Source organism: Pantoea sp. X-Soil-ISGK-285, assembly GCF_059730815.1.
Window position 1 is genome coordinate 3322231 of sequence record NZ_AP035938.1, and the last position, 20986, is coordinate 3343216.

General features: G+C 55.7%; 20 protein-coding genes. 7 read left to right on the top strand and 13 right to left on the bottom strand.

Annotated elements, in window-relative coordinates:
• Positions 1–148: 148 nt before the first annotated feature.
• The 4 genes from thyA to rppH form a co-directional block, all read right to left on the bottom strand.
• A complete protein-coding gene (thyA, locus tag AC6I8B_RS15665; protein WP_497816382.1) occupies positions 149–943 on the bottom strand; it encodes a thymidylate synthase in 795 nt (264 codons plus the stop codon).
• Complete coding sequence (gene lgt / locus AC6I8B_RS15670; RefSeq protein ID WP_010248645.1) at positions 940–1821, bottom strand: prolipoprotein diacylglyceryl transferase; 882 nt, start codon at positions 1819–1821, stop codon at positions 940–942. Before lgt ends, thyA begins: the two co-directional genes overlap by 4 nt.
• 326 nt (positions 1822–2147) lie before the next feature.
• Positions 2148–4394: a phosphoenolpyruvate--protein phosphotransferase gene (ptsP, locus tag AC6I8B_RS15675; RefSeq protein ID WP_010248647.1), complete on the bottom strand. Its 2247-nt coding sequence runs from the start codon at positions 4392–4394 to the stop codon at positions 2148–2150.
• 12 nt (positions 4395–4406) lie between these two features.
• The gene (gene rppH / locus AC6I8B_RS15680; protein WP_009087042.1) at positions 4407–4934 is read right to left on the bottom strand and encodes an RNA pyrophosphohydrolase; all 528 of its coding nucleotides are present in this window, start codon (positions 4932–4934) and stop codon (positions 4407–4409) included.
• 684 nt (positions 4935–5618) lie between these two features.
• Here rppH and mutH point away from each other — a divergent pair.
• The 4 genes from mutH (at position 5619) to AC6I8B_RS15700 (ending at position 8624) form a co-directional block, all read left to right on the top strand.
• Positions 5619–6296, top strand: coding sequence for a DNA mismatch repair endonuclease MutH (gene mutH / locus AC6I8B_RS15685; RefSeq protein WP_497816383.1), 678 nt, complete (start codon positions 5619–5621; stop codon positions 6294–6296).
• 99 nt (positions 6297–6395) lie between these two features.
• Complete coding sequence (locus tag AC6I8B_RS15690) at positions 6396–7106, top strand: TerC family protein (protein ID WP_010248654.1); 711 nt, start codon at positions 6396–6398, stop codon at positions 7104–7106.
• Positions 7107–7224: 118 nt separating this feature from the next.
• Positions 7225–7443: a YgdI/YgdR family lipoprotein gene (locus AC6I8B_RS15695; protein ID WP_003853956.1), complete on the top strand. Its 219-nt coding sequence runs from the start codon at positions 7225–7227 to the stop codon at positions 7441–7443.
• A gap of 140 nt (positions 7444–7583) precedes the next feature.
• Positions 7584–8624, top strand: coding sequence for an NADP(H)-dependent aldo-keto reductase (locus tag AC6I8B_RS15700; RefSeq protein WP_010248659.1), 1041 nt, complete (start codon positions 7584–7586; stop codon positions 8622–8624).
• 40 nt (positions 8625–8664) lie between these two features.
• Here the strand turns inward: AC6I8B_RS15700 and AC6I8B_RS15705 are convergent, their stop codons facing one another.
• The 5 genes from AC6I8B_RS15705 to AC6I8B_RS15725 all read right to left on the bottom strand — a co-directional run bounded on the left by AC6I8B_RS15705 (position 8665) and on the right by AC6I8B_RS15725 (position 13099).
• Positions 8665–9117 carry a GNAT family N-acetyltransferase gene (locus AC6I8B_RS15705; RefSeq protein ID WP_497817517.1) on the bottom strand — a complete coding sequence of 151 codons (453 nt, stop codon included), beginning with the start codon at positions 9115–9117 and terminating at the stop codon, positions 8665–8667.
• Positions 9114–9887 (bottom strand): FCD domain-containing protein, encoded by a 774-nt coding sequence (locus AC6I8B_RS15710; RefSeq protein ID WP_010248663.1) that lies wholly within the window; start codon positions 9885–9887, stop codon positions 9114–9116. The genes AC6I8B_RS15705 and AC6I8B_RS15710 overlap by 4 nt, the downstream gene beginning before the upstream one ends.
• Before the next feature lie 96 nt (positions 9888–9983).
• Positions 9984–10301, bottom strand: coding sequence for a PTS sugar transporter subunit IIB (locus tag AC6I8B_RS15715; protein ID WP_010248665.1), 318 nt, complete (start codon positions 10299–10301; stop codon positions 9984–9986).
• Positions 10302–10316: 15 nt separating this feature from the next.
• A complete protein-coding gene (locus tag AC6I8B_RS15720) occupies positions 10317–11744 on the bottom strand; it encodes a glycoside hydrolase family 1 protein (RefSeq protein WP_497816384.1) in 1428 nt (475 codons plus the stop codon).
• Complete coding sequence (locus AC6I8B_RS15725) at positions 11741–13099, bottom strand: PTS sugar transporter subunit IIC (RefSeq protein ID WP_010248669.1); 1359 nt, start codon at positions 13097–13099, stop codon at positions 11741–11743. The genes AC6I8B_RS15720 and AC6I8B_RS15725 overlap by 4 nt, the downstream gene beginning before the upstream one ends.
• Positions 13100–13277: 178 nt before the next feature.
• Between AC6I8B_RS15725 and AC6I8B_RS15730 the strand changes: the two genes are divergently transcribed.
• The gene (locus AC6I8B_RS15730; protein WP_010671044.1) at positions 13278–13586 is read left to right on the top strand and encodes a PTS lactose/cellobiose transporter subunit IIA; all 309 of its coding nucleotides are present in this window, start codon (positions 13278–13280) and stop codon (positions 13584–13586) included.
• Between the two features lie 32 nt (positions 13587–13618).
• Here AC6I8B_RS15730 and lysA read toward each other — a convergent pair whose 3' ends face one another.
• Positions 13619–14875, bottom strand: coding sequence for a diaminopimelate decarboxylase (gene lysA / locus AC6I8B_RS15735; RefSeq protein ID WP_061703074.1), 1257 nt, complete (start codon positions 14873–14875; stop codon positions 13619–13621).
• Positions 14876–14977: 102 nt separating this feature from the next.
• On the opposite strand from lysA, the gene AC6I8B_RS15740 reads away from it, so the two are divergent.
• Positions 14978–15898 carry a LysR family transcriptional regulator gene (locus AC6I8B_RS15740; protein ID WP_010248675.1) on the top strand — a complete coding sequence of 307 codons (921 nt, stop codon included), beginning with the start codon at positions 14978–14980 and terminating at the stop codon, positions 15896–15898.
• On the opposite strand, the gene AC6I8B_RS15745 is transcribed toward AC6I8B_RS15740, so the two are convergent.
• On the bottom strand, positions 15895–17058 hold the full coding sequence (locus tag AC6I8B_RS15745; RefSeq protein ID WP_010248677.1) for an MFS transporter: 1164 nt from the start codon (positions 17056–17058) through the stop codon (positions 15895–15897). The two genes, AC6I8B_RS15740 and AC6I8B_RS15745, sit on opposite strands and share 4 nt — an antisense overlap.
• Positions 17059–17419: 361 nt before the next feature.
• Between AC6I8B_RS15745 and AC6I8B_RS15750 the strand changes: the two genes are divergently transcribed.
• Positions 17420–18046 (top strand): serine protease, encoded by a 627-nt coding sequence (locus AC6I8B_RS15750; protein WP_031592530.1) that lies wholly within the window; start codon positions 17420–17422, stop codon positions 18044–18046.
• Positions 18047–18346: 300 nt separating this feature from the next.
• Here the strand turns inward: AC6I8B_RS15750 and lysS are convergent, their stop codons facing one another.
• Together lysS and prfB are read right to left on the bottom strand one after the other, a co-directional pair.
• Positions 18347–19867 (bottom strand): lysine--tRNA ligase, encoded by a 1521-nt coding sequence (lysS, locus tag AC6I8B_RS15755; protein ID WP_010248682.1) that lies wholly within the window; start codon positions 19865–19867, stop codon positions 18347–18349.
• A gap of 9 nt (positions 19868–19876) precedes the next feature.
• A protein-coding gene (gene prfB / locus AC6I8B_RS15760) for a peptide chain release factor 2 (RefSeq protein WP_099257461.1) occupies positions 19877–20975 on the bottom strand; the annotation gives its coding sequence in 2 pieces (ribosomal slippage) (positions 19877–20899 and positions 20901–20975; 1098 coding nt in all).
• Positions 20976–20986 lie beyond the last annotated feature (11 nt).

Sequence of the window (20986 nt, forward strand, 5' to 3'; positions counted from 1 at the left end):
CGATTTGGCAGGCTGGAAAGCACGTCGCAGAGAATCTTCCGCAACAGCATGAATTGGCAGAAGCGTGCGAGCGTTGCCGCAGATTTACCGGTTTGCGGGCAAAAAAAAGCCCCGGCGATGAAGCCAGGGCGTTATCTTTTATCGCGAATCAGATGGCGACAGGGGCTTTGATCGCAGGATGCGGATCGTAGCCTTCAATCTCAAAATCTTCGAACTGATAGTCAAACAGCGACGCCGGTTTGCGTTTGATAACAAGTGATGGCAGCGGACGCGGTTCGCGGGTCAGCTGCAGGCGCGCCTGCTCCAGATGGTTACTGTAGAGGTGGGTATCACCGCCGGTCCAGACAAAGTCGCCCACCTGCAGATCGCACTGCTGCGCCACCATATGTACCAGCAACGCATAGCTGGCGATGTTAAACGGCAGGCCCAGGAAGATGTCGCACGAGCGCTGATAGAGCTGGCAGGAGAGTTTGCCGTCCGCCACGTAGAACTGGAAGAACGCGTGGCAAGGGGCCAGCGCCATCTCGCTCAGCTCGCCGACGTTCCAGGCAGAAACGATAATCCGGCGTGAGTCGGGATCGAGCTTCAGCTGCTCCATCACCTGGCTTAGCTGGTCAATCTCCTGGCCGCTGGCCGTTCCCCAGCTGCGCCACTGTTTGCCATACACCGGGCCGAGATCGCCATTCTCATCCGCCCACTCATCCCAGATGGAGACGTTGTTTTCTTTGAGATAACCGATGTTGGTATCACCTTTCAGAAACCACAGCAGCTCATGAATAATTGAGCGGATATGACATTTCTTGGTGGTGACCAGCGGAAAACCATCCTGCAGGTTGAAACGCATCTGGTGACCAAAAATTGAAAGCGTACCGGTGCCGGTACGGTCAGCTTTTGGCGTGCCTTCGTGCAGCACATGTTGCATTAAATCCAGATACTGTTTCATTTTTCCTCGCGAAATTGTGGCTGCGGGCGACGACGATACGCCCAGATCATCATAATAATACCGGCAATAATCATCGGCACAGAGAGGATCTGTCCCATACTGATTCCGCCTTCAAACAGGCCAAGCTGGGCATCCGGCTGGCGGAAGAACTCAACGATAATACGGAAGGCGCCATAGCCAATCAGGAACAGGCCAGAGACGCTGCCCATCGGGCGTGGCTTACGAATAAACAGATTCAGGATGATGAACAGCACTATCCCTTCCAGCACCAGTTCGTAGAGCTGCGAAGCATGACGCGGCAGCACGCCGTAGGTATTGAGCAGCGCCTGGTATTGCGGATTGGTGGCGGCCAGCGCGACATCTTCGCTGCGGGAGCCAGGGAACAGCATGGCATAGCGGAAGCCCGGATCGACACGGCCCCAGAGCTCACCGTTAATGAAGTTGCCGAGACGACCGGCACCCAGACCGAACGGGATCAGCGGCGCGATGAAATCAGCCACCTGGAAGAAATTACGTCGGGTGCGGCGGGCAAAGACCAGCATGACGACAATCACCCCGATGAGGCCACCGTGGAACGACATACCGCCATCCCAGACTTTGAACAGATAGAGTGGATTTTCCAGGAACAGCGGTAAGTTGTAGAACAGCACATAGCCGATGCGTCCACCCAGGAAGACCCCCAGGAAACCGGCATAAAGCAGGTTCTCCACTTCCTCTTTTTTCCAGCCGCTGCCCGGCTGATTGGCGCGGCGGACAGCCAGCCACATGGCGAAAACAAAGCCCACCAGATACATCAGACCGTACCAGTGAAGCGAAACCGGTCCAATCGAGAAGATCACCGGATCGAACTGCGGAAATGCAATATAGCCGTTATTCATCATTCACCGTCTATTTTTCAACCCTGAAAAGGGGGTGTTGTCAGGCACATAAATTAAGGCTGCGCATCATAGCACAGCCGGTTTTGTGAATTGTCCCGCAAATGTAAACGCGGATAACGCCCAGAGTCTGACTCGTCAGGCGTACATTGTTGCAGCCAGACTGGTCACGGACAGCGCGCAACAACCGGAGCGTACACGTAGTACGTGAGGATTACTCGCTGTGCTCGCCCCTTCAGGGCCGCCCTGACGGGCGTTCAGGTTGCTAAAGCAGCCTGTGTGAGCACTGCCCGGGGCCAGAATGGCAAATAAATAGCCTGAAGTGGCGCTTAGCGACCGCCGCGGATTAAACCGCCCAGCCCGCGACGCTCCATAAAGGTCGAGACCAGATGACGAACCTCGGTGGCGGTATGAGCATTCATCCCCTGCTCGCTGAGTTGCTGCGCTTCTTCGTGATCCAGATGGCGCAGCAGGTATTTCACCCGTGGTACGTTTTTGCCGTTCATGCTGAGATGGTGATACCCCAGCCCGACCAGCAGCGCCACGCACATTGGATCGCCGGCCATTTCACCACACAGGCACAATTCCAGATTGGCCAGACGGGCTTCCTGCGCAATCGTATTCAGTGCACGCAGCATCGCCGGATGCAGCGAGTCGTAGAGATTGGCCACGCGGGTGTTGTTGCGATCCACCGCCAGCAGATACTGGGTCAGATCGTTGGTGCCAACCGAGACAAAATCGACCCGCGACGCCAGATGCGGGATCATAAACAGCATCGACGGCACTTCAATCATGATGCCGATGCGCGGCGCGGGGATCGTATAGCCCAGCATCTCTTCGACTTCGCGTCCTGCGCGATCGATCAGCTTTTTCGCTTCGTCGATCTCATCGATATGGCTGATCATCGGCAACAGAATACTGAGGTTGCCGGATGCGGCGTTAGCACGCAGCATCGCACGCACCTGCACCAGGAAAATTTCCGGCTGGTCAAGCGTCAGGCGGATGCCGCGCCAGCCCAGACAGGGATTCTCTTCACTGATAGGCATGTAGGGTAGCTGTTTATCTGCTCCCACATCCAGGGTACGCAGCGTCACAGGCTTGTTGTGAAACAGCTGTAACATGCCCTGATACTGTGCCACCTGCTCCTCTTCCGACGGGAAGCCGTTCTGCAGCATAAACGGGATTTCGGTGCGGTAGAGACCGATGCCATCCACCCAGTTGCCCAGCGTCTGCTCATGCTCCGGGCTTAAGCCGGCATTCAGCATCACCTGCACGCGCTCGCCGCTTTTCAGCTCACCGGGCTGATCGACCACGCCTTCGGCCATTTTGCTCAGCGCATTCTCTTCGCTGATCAAACGCTGGTACTCCTGCACCAGCACCGGCTCGGGATCGATCAACAGCTCACCGCGATACCCATCGACGATCAGCAAACGTTTGTTGAGCTGATGAGGCTGGATGTCAGCGCCCATGACCGTCGGGATCCCCATCGCGCGCGTCAGAATCGCCGCATGGGAGTTGGCTGCGCCGTCACGCACCACCACGCCCGCCAGCCGCTCATGCGGCAGCTCAGCTAAAGTGGTGGCGGTCAGCTCATCGGCCACCAGCACAAAGCGTTCCGGCCAGGCATTGGTCCCGACCAGCGTATCGTCAAGGTGAAACAGCAGGCGCTGACCCAGCACCCGCAGATCGCCTGCGCGTTCACGCAGGTAGGTGTCCGTCAGGCTGGCAAACTGTTCAGCAAACTTCTCGATCACCTGTTTCACTGCCCATTCGGCGACCGATCCGCGTTCGATCTCATCGAACAGATCTTTTTTCAGTCGGGCATCGGTTAACAGGTGAGAGTAAAGGTCGAAAATGGCCGCACTCTCTTTCTGAGCGCTGGCGCTGAAGCGTTTACTGAAGCGACGAAATTCACTGGTGGCTTCACTCATGGCGAGCGACAGACGCTCACGTTCGCGATGAACATCCAGCGTTGAGGCAGCCGAAACCTGATCGAGCAGTGGCTGCGTCTCATCCACCCAGCCCGGTGCCACCGCCACGCCAGGCGCAGCTGCAATTGCGCGCACCCGCGTCTGCCGGAACTGACCAAACAGCTGGGCCATCTGCGACTGCGACAGCAATGCCGCCATCTGGGTGGCAAGGGTGACCAGAAACGACTCTTCGCTTTCATCAAACTGACGGTGCTCGCGCTGCTGTACCACCAGCACGCCCAGTAACTGGCGACGGCTGATAATCGGCACGCCGAGGAAGGAGCGGTAGCGCTCCTCTTTCACTGCGGGGATATATTTAAAGCTGGGATGACTCTGGGCGTCAGCAAGGTTAATCGGTTCGGCCAGACGGCCCACTAAACCGACGATCCCCTCGTCAAACGCCAGGGTCACGGTGCGGCCACGCGGTTTTTTAAGTCCGCGCGTCGCCATCAGGTAGTAGCAGTGACGATCGTGGTCGGCGAGGTAAACGGAACAGACTTCCGTATCCATCGCCAGACAGATCTCATTAACCAGGATGTCGAGTGCTTCATTGAGACGCGGCGCACTCGCCACTTTTTCTACAATTTCGCGCAACTGAGTGAGCATAAAGGGCGTGGCCTATCCTCTCTTACGTCGATGGGCAGGATTATTTCGCTGCCCCGCACTCTCCTGCATAGACATCACCACGCCAGCGAATTCCTTCATCACCCGACGATAAACGTCGCGCTTAAAGGAGACAACCTGACGCACCGGATACCAGAAACTGACCCAGCGCCAGCCATCGAACTCGGGCGTGCTGCTGTGCTGCACATTGATATCCGCGTCATTACACATTAACTGCAGAAGAAACCACTTTTGTTTCTGGCCGATACATACCGGCTTTGTGTCCCAACGCACCAAACGTTTTGGCAACTTGTAACGTAACCAGTTACGGGTAGAAGCAAGTATTCGAACATCTTTCCGGTGTAATCCGACTTCTTCGAACAGTTCGCGATACATCGCCTGTTCTGCGGTTTCACCGGGATTGATGCCTCCCTGAGGAAATTGCCAGGAGTGCTGTCCAAAGCGCCTGGCCCATAACACTTGTCCCTGCCGGTTACAGATTACGATACCAACATTCGGGCGGTAGCCATCATCATCGATCACCGGACTACCTCAAAGCAAAATTTGAATGAGCTGATTGTTTCATACTCCTTACAGGCGGTAAACCACTGGATTCATGGGGGGTTAAGCCATCATCGCCGGGATAACTCACAGAAAATGGCAAAGTTATAAACAATGACCGAGAAAAAGATCGATCTTATTCACCTTTTCTGTGGATAGCTTTGTGCAGAACGCGGGAGTTATCTGAATAACCTTTTCCGTGCACGCTGAAGAGCCAAAAAGAACCAACAACACATCAGTATGATTTTTAATGAAATTAAATCGAAAACCTTACCGGTAAATCTTTTATAAACAGTGAATATTTTCATGGTAACTGACAATAGCTTAAAATATAAGCACACTGCTTTTTATCCACAGATAATCGCTCAGGGTTAGGCCAGAGCGGCGAAATTATAGCCATATCGTGAAAAGTCAAGGCTGTAAATGGAACCAGTACCGCACTCAGACGGTGGTTATCCCATTTTTCTGTGGATAACCGGGCTGGAGATCCTGTTCATTGTTGCGGGTAAGCTGGGATAACCCAGAAGCACCTGGGGCGGCGAGCGTGCAATCCGCTAAAAAAAGCACGATCTATCATGTTATTATCGATCCCTGACGCGGATTATTTATGTGAGAAACGTGACTCACCCGCTGTTGTACAAATTTTAATCATTGCGAGTGTTCACCATGAGTTACCAGCCAGGACCACCTGAAGATGAAGCCAGCCTGCTGGCACGCGCGCAGGATTTAGCCGGTTTGACCCTGGAAACCCTGGCCGCGCGCGCCGGTCTGCCCATGCCTGCGGATCTCAAACGCGACAAGGGCTGGGTCGGCATGCTGCTGGAGTGGCATCTTGGTGCCAGCGCAGGCAGCAAAGCGGAGCAGGACTTTGCCCATTTGGGTATCGAACTGAAAACCATCCCGATTGATGCGCAGGGTAAACCGCTGGAAACCACCTTTGTCTGCGTGGCACCTCTGACCGGCAACAGCGGCGTGACCTGGCTCACCAGCCATGTGCGCCACAAGCTGGCGCGGGTATTGTGGATCCCGGTTGAAGGCGGGCGTGAGATTCCGCTGCGGGAACGCCGTGTCGGCGCGCCGCTGTTATGGAGCCCCGATGCGGAAGAAGATGAGATGCTGCGGCAGGACTGGGAAGAGCTGATGGATATGATTGTGCTGGGTCGCGTAGAGCAGATTACCGCGCGACATGGTGCCTGGCTGCAAATCCGGCCCAAAGCCGCCAATAGCAAAGCGCTGACAGAAGGAATCGGCGATCAGGGCCAGCCAATCATGACGCTGCCGCGCGGTTTCTACCTGAAGAAAAGCTTCACCAGGCCCCTGCTGGCGCGTCATTTTCTCCTCTGAACGTCGCCACCCGCGTTGATGTGTCGCAATTTTGTGGGAGATCGGCGAATTGAATGCGTATAATCGCCGTTTACTTTTCGTTTAGGATTAAATGTCGGTATGTTTGAGTGGATTTCCGATCCCAACGCCTGGCTGGCGCTGGGCACCCTGACCATCCTTGAGGTGGTGCTGGGTATTGATAACATCATTTTCCTGTCGCTGGTGGTCGCTAAACTGCCAAAACACCAGCAAGCCAGCGCACGTCGCATTGGTCTGATGGGCGCGATGCTGATGCGTCTTGGCCTGCTGGCTTCTATCGCGTGGGTAGCCCGTCTGACTAACCCGCTCTTTACGCTGATGGATCATGCGTTCTCGGCGCGCGATCTGATTCTGCTGTTCGGCGGACTGTTCCTGCTGTGGAAATCGAGCATGGAGATCCATGAAACGATCGAAGGCAGCGAAGGCGAACACAACACCCGCGTCCATTCCTTCCTGGGTGCGATTGTACAGATCATGATGCTCGACATTATTTTCAGCCTCGACTCGGTGATCACGGCCATCGGCCTCTCCGATCATCTGTTCATTATGATGGCGGCGGTGGTTATTGCCGTGCTGATGATGATGTTCGCTGCGCGCGCTATCGGTGAGTTTGTTGACCGCCATCCGTCAGTGAAAATGCTGGCTCTCTCTTTCCTGATTCTGGTCGGTTTCACCCTGATCCTGGAGAGTTTTGCGGTCCACGTACCAAAAGGTTACATTTATTTCGCTATGTTCTTCTCAATGGCGGTTGAGTGTCTTAACCTGATGCGCAGTAAGAAAAAGCACGCCTGATAAAGTCAAGGGCGAGCCTGCTCGCCCGTTTATTTTCAGATTCATACGATTAACCCTGCCGGCAAAACCATTTATTACTACACTGTTTGCACTTGACCATTTGTGAGGATTAGGCGTGATGAAAGGGTTGGCAGGAGTAGCACTGGTGATGGTAACCGCCGCATTCTTAAGTGGATGCAGTTCTGATTATGTCATGGCGACCAAAGATGGCCGGATGATCATGACCGAAGGCAAGCCGAGCATTGATAAAGAGACCGGCCTGGTGGAGTACACTGACCAGACGGGTCATATGGTGCAGATTAACAGCGATGAGGTTTCTACGATCATTGAACGTTAAGTGCCCGATTTAATCACCTGCCACCGATTCCCGGCTGGCAGGTGATTTCCCCGACTTTTCCCCCTTCCTTCCCCGCCATTGCTCGCGCTATAGTCCCTGAGGACACAACATTCCATTCCATAAAGAAAAGGAAGCTGGCAATGCACTATCATCGTATTCCCCACAGCACGCTGGAAGTGAGTCAGCTGGGGTTGGGCACCATGACGTTTGGCGAACAGAACAGCGAAGCCGACGCCCATGCTCAACTGGATTTAGCTATCCGTTCCGGCATCAACTTTATTGATACTGCCGAGATGTATCCGGTGCCCCCGCGTCCGGAAACCCAGGGTCTGACCGAACAATATATTGGTAGCTGGCTTAAACAGCGCGGCAGCCGCGACAAAATCATTCTGGCCAGTAAAGTGGCCGGGCCTTCACGTGGCAATGATGCGTCGATTCGCCCGGATATGGCGCTGGACCGTAAAAATATCCGCGCAGCACTCGATGCCAGCCTGAAACGCCTGAATACTGACTACCTTGACCTCTACCAGCTGCACTGGCCACAGCGTCAGACCAACTATTTTGGCAAGCTCGGCTATCAGTACAGCGAAACCACCGCTCAGGTGACGCTGCTGGAGACGCTGGAAGCGCTGACCGAACAGGTGCGCGCCGGTAAGATCCGCTATATCGGGGTGTCGAACGAAACCGCGTGGGGCGTGATGCGCTATCTGCAGCTGGCGGAGAAGCATGAACTGCCGCGCATTATCAGCATTCAGAATCCTTACAGCCTGCTGAACCGCAGCTTTGAAGTAGGTCTGGCCGAAATCAGCCAGCATGAAGGCGTAGAGCTGCTGGCGTATTCCAGCCTGGCGTTTGGTACGCTGAGCGGTAAATACCTGAATGGCGCACAGCCTGCGGGTGCACGCAACACGTTGTTCAGCCGCTTTACCCGCTACAGCGGCGAGCAGTCACAAAAGGCGATTGCCGAATATGTAGCACTGGCTCAGCAGCATCAGATCGACCCGTCGCAGATGGCCCTGGCCTATGTGCGTCAGCAGCCGTTTGTGGCCAGCACGCTGCTGGGCGCCACTACGCCTGAACAGTTGCAGATCAATATCGACAGCTTCAATCTGACCTTAAATGCAGAGATCCTGGAAGGCATTGAGGCGATCCACCGTCGTTATACCTATCCGGCTCCCTAAGCGTTCTGTTGCCAGCTGCCGCGATGGCGGCTGGCATCTCTTACAGGTCGCGATAATAGAGTTTTACCGGCTTAGCGGGATACTCCAGCGCTTCGCCCTGTGGCAGCCAGCCATAACGTTCGTAGTAACCCTCAAACGTTGACCATAACCACAACTGTGGATAGCCCTGCGCCTGTGCATAGGCGATGACATGCTGCTGCAGCGCCTCACTGACACCTTTGCCGCGCACCGACTCATCAACATAGAGCGCCGCAAGCCAGGGGAAAAGATCCTGACGGCTGATCAGGTCGCAGCGCCAGAATCCCACCGTGCCGACTGCCCTGCCCGCCTCCACGGCAACGAAAGTCACCGGAAAATCAGCACCGATAAGGCTGCTGTTCACCACACAGGCAAAGAACGCACGGCTGGTGGCTTCACCAAATGCGCGCCACTGCCAGTCGATGATCTGATCGGCAAATTTGGGGGCATCGCTGAGCGATACAATCTCAATCACATCAGTTTCCCCTGAAAGATCGGGACTGAATCAAACAGGTAGCCATCAAAGTCAGGCGCATCGGCGTCGGAAAGCTCCAGCAGCGTATTCTTGACGTTCTCAAGGTGCTGCCAGGTAGATTGCCAGGCCCCCATCACATCACGCCGACGCAGAGCGGCCAGGATTGTCTGGTGATCGCCGAGCCACTTCAGGCGATAGGCGCGGGTTTCAAACTGCGGGCGCAGCTGCTGCCAGAGCGGGCTGCTGTCATGATGTCGCCAGATACTGGTGACGGTATCGAGCAGCATCTGGTTCTGACTGGCACCCGCCAGCAGCAGATGAAACAACTTGTCGTTGTCCTGACTGCTGTCGTTGGCGGCGATAGCACGCTGCTCCTGTTCCAGCGTTCGGCGCAGATTTTCGATGTCCGCTTTGGTCGCCATTTTTGCGGCAAAGGCTGCAATATTGCTCTCCAGCAACTGACGTGCCTGTAGCATTTCAAACGGGCCAACGTCGCTGCGGAAGAAGGCCTCTTCTTCATCATCACTGGCTGAAGGAATACGCATCACATAGACGCCGGAGCTCTGGCGGATATCCACCGTACCTTCCAGCTCCAGCATCAATAATGCCTCGCGCACGATGGTCCGGCTGACGCCCCAGGTTTCAGCCAGCTGACGTTCAGGCGGCAGGCGCGATCCCACCGGATAGTGCCCGTCACAGATCTGCTGACGCAGGTGCTGACCAATTTCCTGATACTGCTTTTTTTCTTGCGGCGCTTCGGCTTTGTCCACACTGTCACCCTTTGCAATCAATGCGCTAACGGCATTGCCGCGGTTCCCTGCGCGACAATGCCCGCGAACCGGAGAGGCTGGCTCGCAAACTGGGGCTCAGTGTATCAAAGCCAGCGCCTGATCGAGTACCTTTGCACCATTCAGCGTGCCGTAAGCAACCGTATCGATCACCGCGATGGGCAACTGATAGCTGTCGGTGAGTTTTCTGTTCTCCTCCAGTTTGAAGCGCACCTGTGGCCCGAGCAGCACGACCACCACCTCGTTGCCGTAGTTTTGCAGCTCTTCACGCAGGTTTTGCTCCGGAATGGCGTAGATCTGAAATGCCAGTCCGCGCGCGGCGGCCTCCTTTTCCATCCGCGTCACCACCATTGAGGTCGACATGCCCGCAGCACAGGCCAGAACAATTCGTTTCATGCTCGTTTCCTCGCGTTATTTCGGCTCATCATCAAGCCACAGAGTAAATTGCTGCGTGTCGCGCAGCGTACGGAACCAGTGGGCAGATTTCTTCATACGGCGCTGACGCTGCTTATTTAAGTCGATTTCGATAAGACCATAGCGATTTTTAAAGGCATTCATTGGCGAGACATTGTCGGTAAACGCCCACAGCATGTAGCCCTGACAGTTAATACCCGCCTGACTGGCGCGTATCGCCTGATGCAGGTGCTCGCTGATAAATGCGATGCGGTAATCGTCCTGAATCTCCCCGTCGGCATTTTTGAACTGCGCTTCGTTCTCAATTCCCATACCGCTTTCAGCCACAAACCACGGGATATTGCCGTACTCATCGCGCATCCGCTGCGCCATATCCCAGATAATTTCAGGCTGAATTTCCCAGCCGCGCGAAGGGTTCATCCGTCGCCCCGGCAGTTCAAAGTGTTCGTAATACCAGGCGGGATGAAAGGGTGTCTCGGGATGCCAGGCGCGGGACGGTGCCTTCACGCGATGCGGATAGTAGAGATTAAGCCCGACTTCATCGACGGTATTGGCGGCAATAATCGCCAGCTCTTCCGGGGTGGTTTCCCACTCAATCTGATGCTTATCAAGCAGCGCCAGCAGCTCCGCCGGATACTCGCCTTTAATGGCGGGATCGAGAAACACCCGGTTGTAGAACAGGTCATAAATATGCGCCGCCTTCTGGTCGTGCGGGGCTGATGATCGCGGATAGGTGACTTCCGGATTGAGTATGGTACCAATGCGACCAGCATAGCCTGCCGCGCGGAACAGCTGCACTACCCGGGCGGTCGCGAGATTCTTGTGGTGGTTCCACTGCATCCATTTATGGGTGTTCTGCTCATAAGGCCAGCGCAGCGCGTCGAGATAGACGCGGGTCTGCACCACAATCGGCTCGTTAAACACAAACCAGCGCGTGACCCGACCGGCATAGCGTTTAAACACCTGTTCGACATAGCGGATAAAGAGTTCAACCACATGCTTTGACTGCCAGCCGCCATACTGCGCCAGCAGCGTGGCGGGCAGCTCGTAATGCTCCAGACAGAGCATCAGTTCAATGCCCTGGCGCTGCATTTCATCAATCAGCCGGTCATAGTAAGCCGCGTATTCCTCATCGACCGTAGCGGTTTCGTAATCGATCAGGAAACGCGACCAGTTGATTGAAGTGCGGTAGTGGGTCAGCCCGCTGGCCTTCATTAGCGCCACATCCTCACTAAAGCGGTTGATAAAGTCGGTGGCAACCGCCGGGCCGTAGCCGTTGTGCCAGACGTGACGATCCTGCTGATACCAGGCGTCAGGCCAGGAGTCCTGCCCCGCTTTTTTTCCGCTCCAGCCTTCCGTCTGCCAGGCGGAGGCAGCAGCTCCCAGAATGAAATTCTCAGGTATGTGGACAGTCTGACGACTCATAACACCTCCGTTCGGTTAGGGTTCAGCTCAGGTTGCAGGCTCTTTGCTTCCGCTGCTTCTGCTGCATCCGCGCGGCGGGCTGCGACTTTCACAAATGGCAGATAGATAAGTACTGACACCAGAATGCAGACGATCTGCGTCACCACCGCACCCATCGATCCGGCCGTTGACAGCCAGGCATTGATAATCGGAGGCGTGGTCCATGGCACCATCACCACGGCTTTCCCGGCAAATCCCATCACCGTAGCGAAGTAGCCGATAGAACCTGTCACTAGCGGTGTGATGATGAAAGGGATAGCCAGTATCGGGTTAAGCATAATCGGCATACCAAATATAACCGGCTCGTTGATATTGAAAATGCCTGGCCCGAACGACAGTTTGGCGATTTCACGCATCTCTTTGCGTCGCGTTGCCAGCATCACGGCGGTGAGCAGCCCGATGGTCAGGCCGGAACCGCCGATGCTCATATAAACATCCCAGAACGGCATGGTGATGATGTTCGGTGCCTCTTTTCCCTGCTCAAAAGCGGTCATGTTGACCATAATCGCGCCCAGCAACAGCGGCTCACGGATCGGCTTCACCATCTGGTTGCCGTGAATACCAATCACCCAGAACAGCTGGGCGACGAACATCAGAATCAGAATGCCCCACAGGCTCTGCACCACCGACTCCAGCGGCTGCTGCACCACCTGGTATACCGCGTCGTAAAGGTACATGCCGGTGACGCGATGGAAGATAAAGCCAAAAGTCGCTATCAGCGTCACGGTGATGATTGAGGGGATGAGCGCGGAGAAAGAGGCGGCCACGTTGGGCGGCACGGTGTCGGGCATTTTGATTTTCAGCCGTTCAACCTGTTCGAGGCGGCAGTAGATCTCTACCGACAGAATGGCGATAAACATGCCGAGAAACAGGCTTTTGGTATCGGAGAATTGTTTGGCCAGCACGTCGGTGACCAGGTGCATCTGCCCATCGACCATCATCTGTAAGGTGGTCGGCGTTACGGATACAAAGCAGATGATCGCCAGCAGGCCGGGAAACAGCGTTTTTATACCGTTGATGCGCCCAAGCTCAATACCAATCAGGAACACTGCACCAATGTTGAGAAAGCTGAGCGTGGCGTAATTGATACTGCTGGTGATGGGCTTGAGGTCAGCTAAAAAAGCCAGGGCGGCAAAGCTGGCAAGGCCATTTTTGCTGTCAAGCACCATGTTAGAGATCAATACCGAGAAGGCGCCAACAATGATCACCGGCATCAGGGTAATGAATGAGGCTTTAATCGCCATGATGTAGCGATAACTGTTAAAGCGGGTAGCAAAGCTGCCCAGGGAATCGATAAGGCGGTCCTGTAGAGACATGATCAACCCTCAGAGATGTAAGATCGGTATTCCTGTAATCGTCATGGTCTTCCCTGTTAGTGGCATACCAAAATGACGAATCCCCTCGGTTTTTTCTGTGACGAGCCTCCCGGAAACGCTTATTGGCATTCCAGTATGATTAAAACGGCCAATTTGGCATACCAATAGCGGAGGCGTTATGGATTACGAACAGACCATGATGGAATTGCTGATCAATGCAGGTGAAGCCCGTTCGTCGGCGATGATGGCGATTCAGTGTGCGCGCAAACGCGACTGGACCGGGGCTGACGCGGCGCTGGCAGCTTCAGATACCGCGGCAAAAGCGGCACATAAAATTCAGACCGCGTTGATTGGTGCAGACGAGGGAAGCGGAAAATTGCCGGTCACGCTGATTCTGGTGCATGCGCAGGATCATCTGATGAATGCAATGCTGTGCCGCGAGCTGGCAGAGGAGCTGGTCATGCTGCGCAAAGAGATCTATGGCTGACAGGCGGCGCGCTGGCCGCCCGAGTGAGGTGATTAGCTGTTTTCCAGTGCCAGTAGCGACTCAATAGTCTGCGCGCGGCGGATCTCGCGCGGCTGGCCCTGCTCAAACAGCACTTCCGGGATCAGCGGACGGCTGTTGTAGTTAGAAGACATGGATGCACCGTAAGCTCCGGTGTCGTGAAACACCAGGTAATCGCCAACCTTTGCCGCCGGAATCGCGCGTGGTTCGACCATGCCGCCCTCCAGCTGGGTAAAGACATCACCCGATTCGCACAGCGGGCCAGCGACCACGGTGTCGATAGTCTGCTGCTCATCAATTGCCCGCTCATCGCCCGCCATCAGCGAGATATGGTGATAGCTGCCATACATGGAGGGACGCATGAGGTCACTGAAACCGGCATCGACCAGCACGAAGTGACGGCTGCCCATCGACTTAACCGCCCGTACCTGAGAGACCAGCACACCGGCCTCGGCCACCAGGAAACGGCCCGGTTCGATCTCCAGCTTTATCGCGTGACCCAGATGCTGAGCGATACGCTGCCGCGCTGCATCCCACAGGCCGAAATAGTGATCGGTATCGATCGCCTCTTCGCCATAGCGATAAGGCACAGAGAGGCCGCCGCCCGCAGAGATCGCGGTCAGATCCTGACCTGACGCCATCACCAGTTCAACCATCGCATCACAGACCTGCTGCAGATGCGCATAATCGACGCCAGAGCCGATATGCATATGAATGCCCACCAGCTGCAAGCCGTGCTGTTTAATCGCCGCCAGCGCCCCGGCTAAATCGGCATGCCAGATCCCGTGCTTGCTGTTTTCGCCACCGGTATTGGTTTTCTGACTGTGGCCGTGACCAAAACCAGGATTGACCCGCAGCCACACCGCATGTCCCGGTGAGACCGCGCCGAGCTGATGCAGCATATCGATCGATCCGGCATTAACCGGCACCTTTAACGCGGTCACCCGCTCCAGCGTCGGCTGATCGAACAGATCCGCGGTAAAGACGATCTCATCACCGCCGGGCTGGTAACCCGCGGCCAGCGCACGTTCGATCTCACCCAGCGATACCGAGTCCACTTTCACGCCTGCTGCGCGCATCAGGCGCAGGATATGCGTATTCGAGCAGGCCTTCTGCGCAAAGCGCACCACATCAAATGCCTGCAGCTGGGCAATACGCGCCTGAATAATCTGCGCATCATAAGCCCAGAATGGCCCGGTGTAGCGGCGTGCCAGCGGCAGCAGGTTAGCGGCGCTGAGTGCGGTTTCGGTACTCTGTAAGGAACGTGGCATGGCAATTCTCCTGTGGCAATAGCTGCATTAAGCCAGAATCGTGTCATAGCGAAAAATATCTGTTTTAATAGCATCTATGCAGAATGGATATAGGAAGGGTGCGTGGCGAACATTAACTGGCGGCATATCGAGATTTTTCATGCGGTGATGACTAGCGGCAATCTGACTCAGGCCGCGACACTGCTGCACACCTCACAGCCGACGGTGAGCCGGGAGCTGGCACGCCTGGAGCAGCAGCTGGGATTAGAGTTGTTCGGACGGGTTCGTGGTCGCCTGCAACCGACGGTGCAGGGATTGCGTCTTTTCGAAGAGGTGCAGCGATCCTGGTACGGACTGGATCGCATCATGGAAGCGGCTGAAGGGCTGCGCCAGTTCCGTCAGGGTGAGCTGTCGATCGCCTGCCTGCCCGTTTTTTCGCAGTCGCTGCTGCCACCACTGTGTCAGCCCTTTTTACAGCGCTACCCGGATGTGAGCCTGAATGTGATTCCGCAGGAGTCGCCGCTGCTGGAGGAGTGGCTGTCAGCACAGCGCTACGATATCGGCTTAACCGAAACCCAGCACGCTCCGGCCGGCACTGACCGTCTCGCCCTGCTCACCTGCGATGAAGTGTGTGTATTGCCTCAGCATCACCCTCTGAGTCAGCGTTCAGAGCTGACGCCGCACGATTTTGCGGGCGAACAGTATGTGAGCCTGTCGCGCAGTGACAGCTATCGTCAGTTGCTGGATGCGCTTTTTCATGAGCAGGGCGTCGAGCGGCGGCTGGTGATGGAGACGCACAGTGCCGCTTCGGTGTGCGCCATGGTCAGAGCGGGCGTGGGCATTTCAATTGTGAATCCGCTGACGGCGCTGGATTACGCCGACAGCGGTGTGGTGATGCGTAAGTTCAGCGTGGCGGTTCCGTTTACCGTCAGCCTGGTGAGGCCGCAGCACCGCCCTGCATCGGCGCTGGTCGATGCCTTTGTCAGCCATCTGCAACGGCAGGTGGCTGACTTTCCGGCACGCATCGCCGCCCGCCTGGCTTAAGCGCGAACCCTGGCGGCTGCGCGGCCCGATTTGCGGAAGGTGATCAGACAGATCAGCAGGCCGATTGCCGCCAGCGCAGCGGCAGCAACCGGCACCGCCGTCAGGCCATATCCACGGCCAATCACCGCACCGCCGACCCAGGCACCCAGCGCATTGCCCACGTTAAACGCCGAAATGTTCAGGGTTGAGACCAGGTTAGGCGCCTCTTTGCCGTGCCGTACCACGTTGATCTGCAGACCCGGCACCGTCGCAAAGGTCGCCATCGCCCACAGGAACAGGGTGATCTCCGCCAGCCACAGCGCATGGCTGGTCCAGCTGAACAGCAGCGAGAAGATGGCGATCAGGGAGAAGCTGAGGATCAGGCTAAAGGAGACTTTCCAGTCGGCCAGTTTGCCGCCAAGAATGTTACCGACCGTCAGGCCTGCGCCAATCAGGAACAGCGTCCAGCTGACGCCGCGATCGCTGATGCCCGTCACCTCTAGCAGCAGCGGCGCAATGTAGCTGAACAGCGCAAACATCGCCGCGGCAAAGAACACCGTCATCAGCAGCGACAGCCACAGTTTCCCGTTGGCCAGTGCCCCAATTTCACTCGCCAGGTGAACCGGCTTTTCCTGTTTATTGTTGGGCAGACTCACGATCAGGGCGATAAACGCCAGCACGCCAATCACAGCCACGCCCCAGAAGGTGGCTCGCCAGCCAAACATCTGTCCGAAACTGGTCCCCAGCGGAACGCCCAGCACGTTGGCTAAGGTCAGTCCGGTGAACATCAGTGCGACAGCGGAAGCCTGGCGACCGGCTGGTACCAGACTGGCGGCGACCACCGCGCCAATACCGAAGAAGGCACCGTGACAAAGCGCGGTGACGATGCGTGCCAGCATCAGCAGGTTATAGTTGTAAGCCAGCGCACACAGCAGGTTGCCGACAATAAATATCACCATCAGCAGAATCAGCGTTTTTTTACGCGGCAGCCTGGCGGTGAGCAGCGCCATAATCGGCGCACCAATCGCCACGCCCAGCGCGTAGCCGCTGATCAGCCAGCCCGCCGACGGAATTGACACCTGAAGGTCACGCGCCACCTCCGGCAGCAATCCCATAATGACAAACTCAGTGGTTCCGATGGCGAACGCACTCAACGCCAGTGCCATTAATGCTACAGGCATAACACTCTCCCAATATCATTTGCAGGTGAACTGCACAGACGCGCAGCCCCTCGACGCTTATTAAAATTTGATCTGCGTCACGGTGAGCATTACAGCACAGTGCTGATGCGCGACATAGCCTGCGCGCAGCAAAGGATTATTGCCGGGGCCGCAATAATCCTGCCGCTTTGCCGGAACAAATGGCTTTGTCAGCCTGCTGGCTAAGCCCGTTAAAGCGCACATGACCCAGGGTCAGGTTGTCATTTCCCGCGAACCCGTTACGCTTTTTAGTGCGTATTTAATTAATAAATCCTTAACGTTGCCGATATATCCCTAATCAATTGCCAGGTGATGTGATCAACTTCTGACGCAGGGAGAGAGAATGCAACGACTCATAGCCTTAATGGTGTTTGGCTTAACCGGCTGCTCGGTAGGTCATTATGAGTACAGTAAAGAAGCTGAAAAACGGGTGGATATGACCGTGACCGGCATTCCCACCGTGCTGGGTTTAGGCACGCTCGGTACCACCATCCCACTGACGCCGGAGTACAGCCTGACCGCCGCCCATGTGGCAAAGTTTTCGCTTTACCGGGTCAAAGCCTGGCATCCGCAATGCGATCTGGCCGTGGTCTACCACAAAAACAGCGAAATGAACCTGCCACCCAACTTTCGTAACAGCCACATCGGCGATCAGGTCAATCTCTACGGCTACAGTTTTATTTCGGCCATGCCGGTCAGTTCCAGCGGGCAGAACCTGATCAATACCACGCTGGCGAACAGCTGGAACAAATCAGACTGCGTCGTGGTGGCGGCGAATGCGGGGGTGGTTAAAGGGATGTCGGGCGGCGCAGTCTATAACGCCTCTGATGATACGCTGGCGGGCGTGATTATTGGCTACAGCAATAACATCAACGACAATGTCAGCGGTAAGACACTCTATAAGAACGTTGCGCTCTATGTGCCCTATGCACGGTTTCAGACCTGGCTGGATCAGGCGATTAAATCCTGATATCTGCTGAACGAACAGATGTAAAAAAGGCCGGAATTTCCGGCCTTAAGCTTGGTGACAAAGTCGGGCCTGGTTCGCTGTAAGACCGAGCCTGCACAGGTAACACGGTCAGATCGGAAAGACGCAAAAACTGTCATCCATGACCGCTCGGCCCACGCCATCCATGGCGCGGGACGCTTTCCTCTTCTGACCGTGTTCCCTGTGCCGTGAGTTTATCAGTTGCTGCCAAATTCACTCTGATTCGGCTTTGTCATCACGCTGTCAGGCCTGAAGATCAGGCCTGACAGCGACTCATAACGATTACTTGCTGCCTGGGCGCAGTGCCGGGAACAGAATCACATCGCGGATAGTGTGGCTGTTGGTAAACAGCATCACCATACGGTCAATACCGATACCCAGACCGGCGGTTGGCGGCAGACCGTGCTCCAGTGCGGTGACATAGTCTTCGTCGTAGAACATCGCTTCGTCGTCGCCAGCATCTTTGGCATTCACCTGCTGCAGGAAACGCTCAGCCTGATCTTCCGCATCGTTCAGCTCGGAGAAGCCATTACCGATTTCACGACCGCCAATGAAGAACTCAAAGCGATCGGTGATTTCCGGGTTCTCGTCGTTACGACGGGCCAGCGGAGAGACTTCAGCCGGATATTCAGTGATGAAGGTCGGCTGAATCAGATGCGCTTCAGCGGTCTCTTCAAAGATTTCGGTTACGACACGGCCCAGACCCCAGCTTTTCTCAACCTTGATGTGCAGTGATTGAGCAATCGCCACCGCTTTATCAAAGTCTTCCAGATCGGCCAGATCCGTTTCCGGACGGTATTTCTTGATCGCTTCACGCATGGTCAGTTTTTCAAACGGCTTACCGAAATCAAACTCCTGCTCGCCGTAAGGCACCACGGTGCTGCCCAGCACATCCTGCGCCAGCGTACGGAACAGGCTTTCGGTCAGCTCGATCAGATCTTTGTAATCCGCATAAGCCATATAGAGTTCCATCATGGTGAACTCTGGGTTATGACGTGGCGAAATACCTTCGTTGCGGAAGTTACGGTTGATCTCGAACACGCGATCGAATCCGCCCACCACCAGACGCTTCAGATAAAGCTCTGGGGCGATACGCAGATACATGTCGATATCCAGCGCATTGTGATGGGTGATGAACGGACGCGCAGACGCGCCGCCAGGGATCACCTGCATCATCGGGGTTTCCACTTCCATAAAGTCGCGGCCCACCATGAACTGGCGAATACCGGCCATGATCTGCGAACGAATTCTGAAGGTGTTGCGCGATTCCTCGTTGGCGATGAGATCAAGGTAACGCTGACGGTAGCGCGTTTCCTGATCGGCCAGGCCGTGGAACTTGTCCGGCAGCGGACGCAGTGCTTTGGTCAGCAGGCGCAGTTCAGAACAGTGAATCGACAGTTCGCCGGTTTTGGTTTTGAACAGTTTGCCGCGCGCGCCCAGGATATCGCCGAGATCCCACTTTTTGAACTGCTCGTTGTAGATGCCTTCAGCCAGATCGTCACGCGAGACGTAAAGCTGAATCCGGCCACCCACATCCTGCAGGGTCACGAAAGAGGCTTTACCCATGATACGACGGGTCATCATACGTCCGGCAACGCTGACTTCGATGCCGAGATCTTCAAGCTCTTCGTTGCTCTTCTCGCCATAGCTCTCATGCAGCTGGTTTGAGAGGCTATCACGACGAAAATCGTTAGGAAACGCCACGCCATTTGCACGCAGCACGCTCAGCTTTTCGCGACGCGCTTTCAGTTCGTTATTTAACTCAACGGCGGCATCAGCGCTCTGCGGTTGTTGTTCAGACATGTCGGTTCCTTATAACCCTGCTTTTAAACTAGCTTCAATGAATCGATCCAGGTCGCCGTCCAGCACCGCCTGGGTGTTACGCGTCTCTACGCCGGTGCGCAGATCTTTGATGCGTGCATCATCGAGAACGTAAGAACGGATCTGACTTCCCCAGCCGATGTCGGACTTGTTGTCCTCCAGCGCCTGTTTCTCAGCGTTTTTCTTCTGCATCTCAAGCTCGTACAGCTTCGCTTTCATCTGCTTCATCGCCTGATCTTTGTTCTTGTGCTGAGAACGGTCATTCTGACACTGGGTGACGGTACCGGTTGGAATATGGGTAATACGTACCGCAGATTCCGTCCGGTTAACGTGCTGGCCGCCCGCCCCTGACGCGCGATAGACGTCAATGCGCAGATCGGCTGGGTTGATGTCGATATCAATATCGTCATCCACTTCCGGGTAGATAAAGGCGGAGCTGAAGGAGGTGTGACGACGGCCGCCGGAGTCAAACGGGCTCTTACGTACCAGGCGATGCACGCCCGTTTCGGTGCGCAACCAGCCAAAGGCATAGTCGCCTGACACGCGAATGGTCACAGATTTAATGCCTGCAACTTCACCTTCAGACTCTTCGATAATTTCGGTTTTGAAGCCTTTGGCTTCAGCCCAACGCAGATACATACGCATCAGCATGCTGGCCCAGTCCTGCGCTTCGGTGCCGCCGGAACCCGCCTGCAGATCGATGTAGCAGTCGGCGCTGTCATACTCGCCAGAGAACATGCGGCGGAATTCCAGCTCGCCCAGCTTGCCCTCAAGGACATCCAGCTCGGCAACCGCTTCGTCGAAAGTCTCTTCGTCTTCCGCTTCTACCGCCAGTTCAAGCAGACCCTGCACATCTTCCAGGCCCTGCGACATCTGATCCAGCGTCTGCACGATCGCTTCCAGCGAGGAGCGCTCTTTGCCCAGCGCCTGAGCACGCTCAGGTTCGTTCCAGACATCGGGCTGTTCCAGCTCGGCGTTTACTTCTTCGAGGCGTTCTTTCTTGGCATCGTAGTCAAAGATACCCCCGAAGAACGTCGCTGCGCTCACTGAGGTCCTGAATACGGTTTTTGACCGGGTTGATTTCAAACATGGCTTTAGCGT

What these genes read in the sequence shown, in the direction of transcription:
- AC6I8B_RS15700 (WP_010248659.1), top strand. Translation starts at nt 7,584, where the DNA reads ATGCACTATCATCGTATTCCCCACAGCACGCTGGAAGTGAGTCAGCTG.
- thyA (WP_497816382.1), bottom strand. Translation starts at nt 943, where the DNA reads ATGAAACAGTATCTGGATTTAATGCAACATGTGCTGCACGAAGGCACG.
- AC6I8B_RS15715 (WP_010248665.1), bottom strand. Translation starts at nt 10,301, where the DNA reads ATGAAACGAATTGTTCTGGCCTGTGCTGCGGGCATGTCGACCTCAATG.
- lgt (WP_010248645.1), bottom strand. Translation starts at nt 1,821, where the DNA reads ATGAATAACGGCTATATTGCATTTCCGCAGTTCGATCCGGTGATCTTC.
- lysS (WP_010248682.1), bottom strand. Translation starts at nt 19,867, where the DNA reads ATGTCTGAACAACAACCGCAGAGCGCTGATGCCGCCGTTGAGTTAAAT.
- AC6I8B_RS15730 (WP_010671044.1), top strand. Translation starts at nt 13,278, where the DNA reads ATGGATTACGAACAGACCATGATGGAATTGCTGATCAATGCAGGTGAA.
- mutH (WP_497816383.1), top strand. Translation starts at nt 5,619, where the DNA reads ATGAGTTACCAGCCAGGACCACCTGAAGATGAAGCCAGCCTGCTGGCA.
- AC6I8B_RS15695 (WP_003853956.1), top strand. Translation starts at nt 7,225, where the DNA reads ATGAAAGGGTTGGCAGGAGTAGCACTGGTGATGGTAACCGCCGCATTC.
- AC6I8B_RS15725 (WP_010248669.1), bottom strand. Translation starts at nt 13,099, where the DNA reads ATGTCTCTACAGGACCGCCTTATCGATTCCCTGGGCAGCTTTGCTACC.
- ptsP (WP_010248647.1), bottom strand. Translation starts at nt 4,394, where the DNA reads ATGCTCACTCAGTTGCGCGAAATTGTAGAAAAAGTGGCGAGTGCGCCG.
- AC6I8B_RS15750 (WP_031592530.1), top strand. Translation starts at nt 17,420, where the DNA reads ATGCAACGACTCATAGCCTTAATGGTGTTTGGCTTAACCGGCTGCTCG.
- AC6I8B_RS15720 (WP_497816384.1), bottom strand. Translation starts at nt 11,744, where the DNA reads ATGAGTCGTCAGACTGTCCACATACCTGAGAATTTCATTCTGGGAGCT.
- lysA (WP_061703074.1), bottom strand. Translation starts at nt 14,875, where the DNA reads ATGCCACGTTCCTTACAGAGTACCGAAACCGCACTCAGCGCCGCTAAC.
- AC6I8B_RS15745 (WP_010248677.1), bottom strand. Translation starts at nt 17,058, where the DNA reads ATGCCTGTAGCATTAATGGCACTGGCGTTGAGTGCGTTCGCCATCGGA.
- AC6I8B_RS15690 (WP_010248654.1), top strand. Translation starts at nt 6,396, where the DNA reads ATGTTTGAGTGGATTTCCGATCCCAACGCCTGGCTGGCGCTGGGCACC.